The sequence below is a fragment of the Psychromonas arctica genome (genome assembly GCF_038155225.1).
In the GTDB taxonomy this organism is placed as follows: Bacteria; Pseudomonadota; Gammaproteobacteria; order Enterobacterales; family Psychromonadaceae; genus Psychromonas; species Psychromonas arctica_B.
Genome location: NZ_JBAKBA010000045.1, coordinates 1 through 12,334 on the forward strand (window position 1 = coordinate 1; position 12,334 = coordinate 12,334).

The following is a 12,334-nucleotide window of genomic DNA, read 5'->3' on the forward strand; positions in this document are numbered from 1 at the left end:
GTGACCCCGACCTTGGCAAGGTCGTGCTCTACCAACTGAGCTAGTACCGCATCACATTTTCCTGTAACAAACTTTCTTATAAAGAAAAAAGGTACTTGGTAATACCTGTTCGTTACGAGGTGCGAATTATAGAGATGGCGTTAATGATTGCAAGCTTTTTTTAGCTATTTTAGTCTCAACAAAGCTTGTATGTAGAGTTTTTAAACAAATCCTAAAAAGCTTGCTCAAAAACCAACCTAATAGCTGAAAAAATGCTTTTGGTAATGCTGCAATTCAGAAATCGACTCTTTAATATCTTGTAACGCTAAATGCGTTCCTGTTTTTTTATGAGCTTCAACCATTTCCGGCGCCCAACGACGACCTAATTCTTTTACTGTACTCACATCAATATTTCGGTAATGGAAAAAAGCTTCTAACGTTGGCATATGTTTAACCATAAAACGACGATCTTGCCCGATGCTATTACCACATAACGGCGCGGCATCAGCAGGAACCCACTTTTGTAAAAAGGCTAATGTCTCTTGTTCTGCTTGTGCGCAACTAATTTGACTTGCTTTCACTCGAGCCGTTAAACCTGAATTGCCGTGATGTTCTGTACACCACTCATCCATTGCATCTAGTGCTGCATCGCTTTGATGGATAACAAACTGTGGACCTTCAGCTAAAATATTTAAATCGCTGTCTGTCACAATCGTTGCAATTTCAATAATTTTATCGCTATCGGGGTTTAATCCCGTCATTTCTAAATCAATCCATACCAAATTATTTTTGTTCATATTGATAACCGCCCTTTTCTATTGATGAATAGCTTAATTATGTGGAAAATATAGTATGATACGCCATTCAAATCGCCAGTGTAGCAAAGGAAGCCTGTGACTAAGAAGAAAAAGCTCAGTAAAAACCAAATTCGTCGTGTTCAAAGCAATCACAATAAACGCTTAACACCTAAAAACGATAAACAATGGGATGAGTCTGAACTGGGTCCACAACTGGAAGGTTTAGTCGTCAGTCGATTTGGCCAGCACGCTGATATTGAAGATCAAGAAGGTAAAGTAGAACGCTGTACTCTACGTCGTTCGATCCGCTCCCTCGTGACTGGTGATCGAGTGGTATGGCGAGCAGGTAAAGAATCACATCAAGGCATTAGCGGCGTTATCGAAGCGGTGCATCCGCGTAAAACGGTATTAACACGTCCAGACTATTATGATGGTATTAAGCCAATTGCCGCTAATATCGACCACATCATTATTGTTAGCTCTATCGCCCCTGAATTCTCCCGTAATATTATTGACCGCTACTTGGTGGCTTGCGAAGATATCGGCATCACGCCTATTATCGTTTTAAATAAGGTCGATTTACTAGATGATGAATCAGCAAAAATTATTGATAAAGAATTACAAAGTTACCGTGATATTGGCTATCACGTACTTTACAGTTCAATGCACGGTACAGGGTTAGATGCTTTAAAGTCAGTAATGAAAGACAAAATCAATATCTTTGTTGGTCAATCTGGCGTGGGTAAAACATCATTATTAAATATGTTATTACCAGAAGTAGAAGCCGTGACTGGTGAGATATCCGAAGGATCCGGTCTTGGTAAACATACAACGACAACGGCGCGCTTATATCATTTCAGCGATGGAGGTGATTTAATCGACAGCCCAGGGATCCGGGAGTTTTCACTATGGCATTTAGAAGCTGAACGTATTGCCAGTGGATTTATAGAATTTAGAGAGTACTTAGGTAACTGTCGTTTTCGTGATTGTAAACATCAAGCAGATCCTGGATGTGCGCTAGTCGAAGCTGTAGAAAATGGGCATATAGACAACGCGCGATTCAAGAGTTTCTTGCGTATTTTAGAAACTATGGATGATGCCAAAAATGCACGTCACCGTGATCCTAATGTTTATTAAACATTAAGTTTAATGACTGTATTTAATGATATTAGTCGTTAGCGATATAAAATTAATTATGTGATAAAAGAATAATAATACTCACAACACTAAACATAGAGAGTTTTAAAATGAGCGATAAACTAAAAATTATTGGCCAATATATTTTACCTAAACACTCGGTGACTTTCATCGCGGGTAAATTAGCTAATGCTAAAATGGGCAAATTTACGACTTTTTTAATTACTCAGTTTATTAAAAAATTCAAAATAGATATGAGCGAAGCAAAATATTCAGAACCTTCTGACTTTGCCACTTTTAATGATTTCTTCACCCGTGAATTAAAAGAAGATGTCCGTACAATTATTGAAGGCGATCAAAATCTAGCCACACCAGTAGATGGCTGTGTTAGTCAACAAGGTGACATTAAATCAGGTCGTATTTTTCAAGCAAAAGGACATGATTTTAGTCTACGAGAATTATTAGGTGGACGTGATGATGTGGCAGCACCTTTTGATGATGGTATCTTTTCAACAGTTTATTTAGCGCCTAAAGATTATCACCGTATTCATATGCCAATCACAGGTAAATTAGAGCAGATGATCTTTATACCAGGTGACTTATTCTCAGTTAATCCACTAACGGCACAAAATGTCCCTAACTTATTTGCACGTAATGAACGTGCTGTTGCTATTTTCTCTACGGCAATCGGGCCAATGGCGATGGTTTTAGTGGGTGCTACGATTGTGGGTAGTATTGAAACTGTATGGGAAGGCACATTAAAAGCTCAGAAAAATAAAGAGCTTCAATACTGGGATTACCAAGACCAAGACATCATCCTAGAAAAAGGGGCTGAAATGGGCCGCTTTAAACTAGGCAGTACTATTGTTGCTTTATTCCCTAAAGATAGTATTGAGTTTAGTGAAGATCTAGCACCTTCAAGTGTAACGCGTTTAGGTGAGTTATTTGCAACAGTAAAACAAACCGCTGAATAAAGAAATTAAGTAGAAAAACCAATAATAACAAGGGTTGTAATGTCAAACATATCGAGTGAACAATATTTAAAGAAAATCTTATTAGCACCAATTTATGAAGCGGCTATCGAGACTAAACTACAACCTTTAAATAAGCTATCTGCGCGCCTAGATAATCACATATTATTAAAACGCGAAGATTTACAGCCAGTGCATTCATTTAAATTACGCGGCGCTTACAATAAGCTATCAAGTCTGAGTGAACAGCAGAAAAAAAATGGTGTGATTGCCGCATCAGCAGGCAACCATGCGCAAGGTTTAGCATTATCAGCACAAAAAATGGGTGTAAAAGCAACCATTGTTATGCCTAAAACGACACCAGAAATTAAAGTTAGTTCTGTACGTGGTTTTGGCGCAACGGTTGTCTTAACAGGCGATTCTTTTGACGCAGCAAACGCTTATTCTTTAGCCCTAGCAAAAGAACACGGTTACACCTTGATCCATCCTTTTGATGATCCAGATATTATTGCAGGGCAAGGAACAGTAGGAAAAGAGCTTTTACAACAAGATGCTCACCTAGACAAAATATTTGTACCTGTTGGCGGTGGTGGCTTAGCAGCAGGTATCGCTGTTTATATCAAACAACTATTGCCACACATTCAAGTGATTGCAGTAGAGCCTGAAGATGCGGCTTGTTTAAAAGCAGCATTAGCCGCAGGTAAACCAGTTACATTACCAAAAGTAGGTTTATTTGCAGATGGTGTGGCGGTAAAAACAATTGGCCAAGAAACATTCCGTTTATGCCAGCAATATATTGACGATGTTGTCACTGTGAGTAGTGATGAAATCTGTGCTGCAGTAAAAGATATTTTTGATGATACACGTGCTATTGCAGAGCCTGCAGGCGCATTATCACTAGCGGGCTTAAAGAAATATACTCAACAACATCAATTAAAAGGTCAACGTTTAGCTGCGATTTTAAGTGGTGCCAATGTTAACTTTCATAGTTTACGTTATGTTTCTGAACGATGTGAATTAGGTGAACAAAATGAAAGTATTTTAGCCGTGACTATTCCAGAACAACAAGGTGCATTCTTAGCATTTTGTAATAAACTTGATGGCAGAGCTATTACTGAATTCAATTACCGTTATAGCGATAGTAAACAAGCCAATATTTTTGTTGGAGTGAGAACACCACAAGGTATTAATGAACTAACAAGTTTAACTGATAAGCTTACTGTTGCAGGCTATTCTGTTACCGATTTAAGTCAAGATGAAACCGCTAAGCTACATGTACGTTATATGGTGGGCGGTGTTCCTGCACAGCAGTTAACCGAACGTTTGTATAGCTTCGAATTTCCAGAGCACCCTAACGCATTACTTAAGTTTTTAAATCTATTGGGTATGCATGCCAACATTACTTTATTCCATTACCGAAATCACGGTGCTGCATATGGGCAAGTTTTAGCGGGATTTGAAGTCGATGATTCACAAGTTGCAGAGTTTAGTGAACACTTAAATGCATTAGGTTATAACTATAAAGACGAAACGTTGAATCCTGCATATCGATACTTTTTATCACATAGAAATAATTAGTAAGCATATTATATGATGCCCTTAATATCTTCATTGAAATTAGCAAAAATTGTACATAAGTTAATGCGAAACGTAAGTTGGCCAGCAATGCTTACCTTGATGTTATTACAAGCTGCGATCACTTATTTATTACTTCTCTTAGCGGGTGAAATTGAATTAATAGCTTACCCAATTCAATTTATTTATTACAACATGGTGGTTGTTTCGACTGTTGGATTTGGTGATTTTAGCCCAGTAACAGACTTCGGGAAGTTAATTGTCGCACTTTGGCAAATTCCATCTGGTTTGATCGTATTTGCCGCATTCATTGGTAAAACAACTCAACTATTTATTGATATAGCGAGAAAAAATATGAACGGTAGTAATGACTTTTCTGACTTAACTGACCACATTCTTTTATTATGTTGGGATGAATATTCTACTAAGCAAATAGTGCAATTAATTTTAGGCGATAAAAAACGCCAAGATCGTCAAATCTTACTGTGTGTCACTGAAGATATAAAAAACCCGCTACCGGAGATAGACGAAGTTTCATTTGCTAAATTAAGTACTTTTTCAGATGTAAAAGAACTTGAGCGAATTGCTTTACAACAAGCTAAACGTATTATTATCGATGGAAAATCAGATGATGAAACATTATCTATTGCATTGAGTATTGCTACGTTTACAGATAAAAGTGCCAATATTACAGCCCACTTTTTTGATGAGACTAAAGCTAAGTTATTAAAAATGCATTGCCCTAATATAGAATGTAGCATCGATAACAGTGCACAAATGATGGTAAGAAGCATGCAAGATCCTGGCTCAAGCCAAGTGACAGAAAAGCTGCTTTCCACATTAAATGGCGCAACATTGTATAGTTGTTTAGTGCCGAAACTAGAAAAAGAGATCAGTTTCGGGCAGTTATTTGATACTTTTAAGCATCGCTATGACATGATTTTATTAGGCTTTAGTAAGTATAAAAATGGTCAAGATATGCACTTAAATCCATCTAATGAAGAAACCATCGATAGCCACTATCATTTGCATTATATTGCAAATGAACGTCTTGATGAAAATGATATTGATTGGAAGGGTATCGTTTAATAAACATTGAACTTGATTAGTACGAGGATAAAGGTATGTTTCCTCTCCATCCATTAAACTTATTCATTTTATGCTAGGAAGCAACGAACAATGAGTATTAACACAAGTATGCCTCAATCTAATTTTTTATCGTTATTAGATCCTATCACTCATACTATGCCAACTTGGTTCCAAGAAGGTGGTGTAGTGATGTGGCCATTACTTTTAATCTCTTTTTTAATCACTGTTGTCGCTTTAGAGCGTTTATATTTCTGGATTATGTATTATAGTCAGAAAGAACGTTTTTTATTACAAGAGTGCTTTGCTGCTTTATATAATAAACAAAAAACAGAAGCCTTATTAGTTTGTAAAAAATTAGAAACCCCCGCATTAAAAATGATTAGTGAAGGCATTTCGATACTGCCTTTCCCCCCTAAAGAAAAAATGCTTTTAGATACAAAAAAACAAATAGATTTAGTTTCTAGAGGTCAACCTTTCTTACATAAAGCATTAATAGTGACGCCAATTCTGGGCATTTTAGGCACGCTAATAAACCTCATCAACGCTTTCAGTAATATTGAACCACAAGAAAGTCAGAATATCGCTGTTCTTCTTAAAACAATCACAGAGTCTCTAATTCCTGTTGCGGCTAGTCTCATTATTTTGTTATTCATTTTAATACCTCAACAATTCTTTCGTACACAAATTGATAAAATAACACTACATTTAGAAAATGTACGTAGCCAGTTTGATCACATTTGTCTGCAAAAGAATTTAATCAGAAATAACTTATCTGAAAACGTGAACACGATAGTAAAAAATGATAACGATTATCTCGATGAAGAAAGAAAAGACTATCATAGTAAATCCGTATCAGAACAAACACACATGCCTTACCATTATGAATTTTCAGAAGAAACGGGGGAAGTGAATGTTTCCCTTCATGAGCAAACAGAAGATATCAAACGGGTACCCACTTCATCCATTGCTGAAATGTACAATAATGAAGTACTAAATAATGAAGTACTAATAGCTGAAAGTACTGAATATAAGTCAACCATTGTTGAAAATACCCCAATATCTACCAAAATTGAGTCAACGCCTAAGGTGAACTTAAATAGTTAAATTTTTCAAACTAAATAGTAATACGTAGAGTAAAAATACATTATGAAAACTTCTTATCATTATTTTCCATTTATTGTTATAAGCCTATTATTACACTACTTGTTTTTTTATTTTAATAGTAATACATCTTCAGAAAATTTTCCTATTACTCAAACTTACACGTCTATAAAAACAGCTGACGACATCGTAGTATCTTCAAAATTAACATCAGAAAAATTAATAGCAATGTCACTACCGCAACTCAATGCTATTCAATCAACATCAGCCTCCACATCACTCCCCCTGCAACAAACAACTCGCACAGAGCCAGTTAAGCTATCGATATCGAAACAAAAAACCAATCAAGTTGAAATAATAGCATCATCAACGCCGCAGAAAATGATTCAAGCTGAAATAATAGCATCATCAACAACACAGCAAAAAACAACTCAAACTGAAAAAATGGATCCGTCAATAACACAGCAAAAAATAGCTCAAGATGAAAAAATGGATCCGTCAATAACACAGCAAGAAATAGCTCAAACTAAAATAGTCGCATCAACAAAACCACAAGAAATAGCTCAAATAAAACAATCTGAGTCATCGTTCTCATTACCTGAAGAAAATGAAAGAGTTAAAATTGAAAAAGTCTTACCTGTAAAAAGCTATCAAGTGAATGTTAAGACACATACATCCAGCGAAGTTGCCCTACTAAAAGAATATACATTTGAGCGAAACCTAGTAAATTTACCAAAAATTGTAATATCAAAACCAAGTAAGAAAAACAAAGTTAAAAAAACTAGTATCAAAAATGCTACTGCGAAATCAACGCAACCAATGACTATCATGAAGAATAGTGAAATAAGGGCTAAAACAAAGATAAATAAAACCAATCGACAAATGACAGCATTGGACACAAGAGACTTCAACAATAAAACGTCTACGGTAGTCCAGTATAATTCTGCAACAACGGGGAAACGAATTTTCAAACCAAAGTCAGATACTACGAACACATCAATGGCAAAACAAGGTAATTTATTACCACAAGCAATGGCCGTATCAGGTAAGGCACCTTCTTATCCAAAACAAGCAGCCTTACAACAACAAAAAGGCCAAGTCGTGGTGAATATGACAGTCCTACCAAGTGGTACAACTAAAGAAGCTGAAATCATTCAATCTAGCGGCCATGAGATGTTAGATAAAGCCGTATTAAACTTTATTGCTCGTGAATTATTTATGCCATCATTAGAAGGTCAGGATAGAGTACCGAGCAAACAATCATTTTTTTATAGTTTCGAATAAAAAACAAGATCAAAAAAAGCCAATCAGATGATTGGCTTAGATAGTTATTATTTTATTAAGTTATAGCGTTATTAAACTATATTAAATTTAATCAATAGCCGCCATATCACCGCTTGCTTCTAACCAAACTTTACGGTCTCCCGCACGTTTTTTCGCTAATAACATATCCATCATTTCAAGCATTTTATCAGCATCATCAATCGTTAACTGCACTAACCGACGCGTATTAGGATCCATCGTTGTTTCACGTAATTGCAATGGATTCATTTCACCTAGTCCTTTGAATCGTTGCACGTTGACTTTACCACGCTTTTTCTCTGCTTGAATGCGATTTAATACGCCATCTTTTTCTACTTCATCTAAGGCATAATAAACTTCTTTACCAATATCAATACGATATAAAGGCGGCATCGCAACATAGAAGTTCCCCGCGTCAACAACGGCTCTAAAATGGCGCACAAACAGCGCACAAATTAACGTAGCAATATGTAACCCGTCTGAATCGGCATCGGCTAAGATACAAATTTTTCCATAACGTAAACCAGATAAATCCGTTGATGCCGGATCGATACCAATAGCCACTGAGATATTATGAATTTCTTCAGAGCTTAGAATGACATCTGATTCATCTTCCCACGTATTTTTAATTTTACCACGTAACGGCATGATGGCTTGGAACTCGCGGTCCCTTGCTTGCTTAGCACTACCACCAGCAGAGTCACCTTCCACAAGAAACAATTCACCGCGTTCAGGATCTTGTGTTGAACAATCTGTTAATTTACCCGGTAATGCAGGGCCTTGTGTTATTTTTTTACGCGCTACTTTTTTGCTTTTACGATTACGTACTTGCGCATTGTTAATACAGAACTCAGCTAATGCTTCAGCTTCAGTAACATTGGCGTTTAACCATAAACTAAAAGCATCTTTAACCACACCAGAAACAAAAACAGAACATTGGCGAGAGGATAATCGTTCTTTAGTTTGCCCGGCAAACTGTGGTTCTTTAATTTTAACCGATAATACATAACTGCATTTATCCCAGATATCTTCCGGGCTTAATTTAATGCCACGAGGTAAAATATTGCGTATATCACAGAACTCTCGCATTGCATCCAATAGCCCCTGACGGAAACCATTTACGTGAGTACCACCTTGTGCGGTAGGGATTAAGTTTACATAACTTTCCGTAATTGAATCGCCTCCTTCAGGTAACCATACAACCGCCCAATCAGCCATTTCACTGTTTGCTGAAAACTTACCAACAAAAGGAGTTGAAGGTAATAACTCATTTTCAGAAACCGCTTCTAATAAATAATCATTAAGGCCATCTTGGTAACACCATTCATAATTATTTTTATTAACGCGGTCTTTAAATTTGATGCTTAACCCTGGGCACAAGACTGCTTTTGCTTTCAATAAATGCAGCAAACGAGAAACAGAGAATTTAAAGCTATCGAAGTATTTAGGGTCAGGTCTAAAGTGAACACTCGTACCAGTATTGCGTTTACCACAGACACCCACTTCACTAAGCTCTTCTGCTTTATTACCGTCTTCAAACGCAATATGGTAAATTTTTGCATCACGACGTATTTGTACATCAACACGAGTCGATAAAGCATTCACAACTGAAATACCTACCCCATGTAAACCACCCGATATTTCATAATTTTTGCCTGAGAATTTACCGCCGGCATGCAATTTACAAAAGATTAATTCTACGCCTGATATTTTCTCTTCAGGATGCATATCAATCGGCATACCACGTCCATCATCAATGACTTCTAATGATTGATCTTCATGTAAAATAACTTGAATTGAAGTCGCATGTCCGCCTAACGCTTCATCTACAGAGTTATCGATAACCTCTTGTGCTAAATGATTAGGGCGATTAGTTTCGGTGTACATGCCAGGTCGATGGCGAACGGGATCTAGTCCGTTTAATACTTCAATGGAATCTGAATTATATTGTTCGCTCATGCATGCACCTATGGTTATTCTATTTAGAGTTGTAAATCTAGTGGTTGTTAATTCTGCGCGTAAGTTACCACAGAACATATTCATTAATTGTATGTATTTAGTAAAGAAAGTGAATTATTTCTGGAAGATAACGGTCAAAGCCAATAAAACTATGATCGCCTCCTTGTTCACAAGTCACTTTACATTGATTGTACTTTTTAAGTGCCTCTCGATAATCTAACACTTCATCTTCCTGCTGTAAGAGCACCCATATATTTTGAGTATCATTAATGTATTCAACATTTAATACATTAAGCTGTTCTATATAACTTTCATTAATATCATAACGTTGTTGCAGGTAAGGATGTAATTGCGATCCTTGATATCGTGTTAACAATAAATCAGGCGTGACAGCAGGATTAATTAATAAGGCTTTAACTGCGTACTGCTGTGCTACTTTAGTGGCTAAAAATCCGCCTAAAGAGCTCCCCATTACTGCTATTTCACAATTTTCATACTGCTTAAAAATTGATTCGATGGTTGTCCACATATCTTTAGGTAAAACCGGAAGTTGTGGGCATATAAAATGAATGTCAGGATGGTTCAATAATAAGTAGTCACGCATTTGTTGCGCTTTTAATGATGCAGGAGAACTATGAAAACCGTGTAACGAAAGCAACACCTTAGTTATATTGGGCTCTGTCATTTTTCCTCTGTAGCTTTATATATTAATAACCTGTCGCATTGATATCAGTCTTAAATTCACCAATATCGATACGCTCAACTTGAGTGGTTATTTTACCTGATTTTGTTAATACTAAATAGCGATATCCCGGCGCATTATCATCAACAGCAAAATCATTACTTTTTGGTTTAAATTGCACACAAGTTGATGGACTCGTTAAATAACGAACCCCATTTTTTTCAACATCAAATTCTTGATGCACATGCCCAGATAACACTGCATTTACATTATTAAATTGACTGATTAAAGCGATAAACTGTTCATTATTTTTCAATATGTGCTGATCTAACCAAGCTGCGCCAACGGGTAAAATATGATGATGCACGGCAATGAGCGTATGTTTATCAGGGTATTGTCTTAGCTTTTCTTCGAGGAAAGTGAGTTGAGATTCACTTAAATGACCATAAGGGACACCAGATACTTGAGAGTCTAATAATATAATTTGCCAGTGTTCACTAACAAGCTGCTTTGCCTGTGCTAAACCTTCTGAAAGCAAAGCAGGTAACATAACTTCTTGCATATCATGGTTACCAGGCAACCAATAGCAAGGCATTTTCAAGGTTTTAATACGGTCACTAAAATCCACATAAGATTGAGCAGAATGGTCTTGAGATAAATCACCAGTACATAAAACCGCAGTACATTTACCTGCGTATTTAATGGCGTGTTTAATCACAGCATCATAACTTTCTACAGTTTTAATGCCTAATAGACCTTTTTCTCGATTAGCAAAAAGATGGGTATCAGTGATTTGTAATAACTTAATATCACCTATGGGATCTGCGGCTAGGATTGCGACACTCTGATTTACACCATTCATTTATTATATATTTCGCTCTTTATATAGTTAAAAGCACTACTCTTAATGGTAGCTTTCATTAAAATTCAAGCTATTTATTTTACCATCGTCAAAAAAATGAAATTAATAAAATAACTAAAAATGTCGGTAATGCCTCATTTTCATTAAATGAAATATTAAATTTGTATGAAAGCTTATGTATTTACTTAGATATTTAAGCCTTGTTTATAATTTAACTCTAACCATTGCAAACCAATTATCGTCGCAGCATTATCAATTTTTCCTGACTTTACCCATTGATAAGCTTGTTCTCGAGGAACAACATGAACACGAATATCTTCGCCTTCTTCATCGAGTCCAAAAACCCCACCTACGTTGGTACTATCAACATTAGCAATAAACAAATCCAATGTTTCAGTTGTCCCTCCTGGACTCACAAAATAACTCAACATAAATTGACACTCTTCGATTACTAAACCAGCTTCTTCAAAAGCCTCTCGCTTTGCCACTTCTTCAGCATCCTCTCCTTTGTCGATCATTCCAGCGATTAGTTCCAATAACCAAGGTGACTGTTTACTTTCCATTGCTCCAAAGCGAAACTGTTCAACTAATATCACCGAATCTTTTTCTTTATCGTAAGCCAATAATGCAGCCGCTTTACCTCTTTCAAAAAATTCACGTTGAATGGGTTTGCTCCATTCTCCAGAAAATAATTTATGCTTAAGTGTAAATTTATTGCATTTAAAAAAACCTTGGTAAAGTGTTTCAGAATTTAAAACCTGAACATCGTTTTTATCGTACATAAATACTCTCTTTATTTTCTATTTGCTTCAGGAAGTAACAATAAATAGTTTATATGATGTTTTTATAATATGCTTAACCTTATATTAACTAGCCTTAC

11 protein-coding genes are annotated in these 12,334 nt (G+C 36.2%); 6 read left to right on the forward strand and 5 right to left on the reverse strand.

The features are described from left to right. Positions 1-236: 236 nt before the first annotated feature. Entirely contained in the window at positions 237-782 is a 546-nt protein-coding gene (orn, locus tag V6255_RS15320) for an oligoribonuclease (protein ID WP_425355936.1), read from the reverse strand. A 90-nt stretch (positions 783-872) separates the two neighbouring features. On the opposite strand from orn, the gene rsgA reads away from it, so the two are divergent. From rsgA to V6255_RS15350, 6 genes are all read left to right on the forward strand, one after another. Then, positions 873-1,913, forward strand: a complete 1,041-nt coding sequence (gene rsgA, locus V6255_RS15325) for a small ribosomal subunit biogenesis GTPase RsgA (protein WP_160063669.1) — start codon at positions 873-875, stop codon at positions 1,911-1,913. Between the two features lie 110 nt (positions 1,914-2,023). After that, positions 2,024-2,887, forward strand: a complete 864-nt coding sequence (gene asd / locus V6255_RS15330; RefSeq protein ID WP_341628949.1) for an archaetidylserine decarboxylase — start codon at positions 2,024-2,026, stop codon at positions 2,885-2,887. Between the two features lie 39 nt (positions 2,888-2,926). After that, entirely contained in the window at positions 2,927-4,462 is a 1,536-nt protein-coding gene (ilvA, locus tag V6255_RS15335) for a threonine ammonia-lyase, biosynthetic (protein WP_341628950.1), read from the forward strand. Positions 4,463-4,474: 12 nt separating this feature from the next. Beyond that, complete coding sequence (locus V6255_RS15340; RefSeq protein ID WP_341628951.1) at positions 4,475-5,548, forward strand: potassium channel family protein; 1,074 nt, start codon at positions 4,475-4,477, stop codon at positions 5,546-5,548. 90 nt (positions 5,549-5,638) lie between these two features. Continuing rightward, complete coding sequence (locus tag V6255_RS15345) at positions 5,639-6,652, forward strand: MotA/TolQ/ExbB proton channel family protein (protein ID WP_341628952.1); 1,014 nt, start codon at positions 5,639-5,641, stop codon at positions 6,650-6,652. A 42-nt stretch (positions 6,653-6,694) separates the two neighbouring features. Next, positions 6,695-7,933, forward strand: coding sequence for a TonB family protein (locus V6255_RS15350; protein ID WP_341628953.1), 1,239 nt, complete (start codon positions 6,695-6,697; stop codon positions 7,931-7,933). An 87-nt stretch (positions 7,934-8,020) separates the two neighbouring features. Here the strand turns inward: V6255_RS15350 and parE are convergent, their stop codons facing one another. From parE to nudF, 4 genes are all read right to left on the reverse strand, one after another. After that, entirely contained in the window at positions 8,021-9,910 is a 1,890-nt protein-coding gene (gene parE / locus V6255_RS15355; protein WP_341628954.1) for a DNA topoisomerase IV subunit B, read from the reverse strand. A 97-nt stretch (positions 9,911-10,007) separates the two neighbouring features. Continuing rightward, complete coding sequence (locus tag V6255_RS15360) at positions 10,008-10,595, reverse strand: YqiA/YcfP family alpha/beta fold hydrolase (protein ID WP_341628955.1); 588 nt, start codon at positions 10,593-10,595, stop codon at positions 10,008-10,010. A gap of 22 nt (positions 10,596-10,617) precedes the next feature. Then, positions 10,618-11,454, reverse strand: coding sequence for a 3',5'-cyclic-AMP phosphodiesterase (gene cpdA / locus V6255_RS15365; protein ID WP_341628956.1), 837 nt, complete (start codon positions 11,452-11,454; stop codon positions 10,618-10,620). Positions 11,455-11,639: 185 nt separating this feature from the next. Then, positions 11,640-12,236, reverse strand: coding sequence for an ADP-ribose diphosphatase (gene nudF / locus V6255_RS15370; RefSeq protein ID WP_341628957.1), 597 nt, complete (start codon positions 12,234-12,236; stop codon positions 11,640-11,642). Positions 12,237-12,334 lie beyond the last annotated feature (98 nt).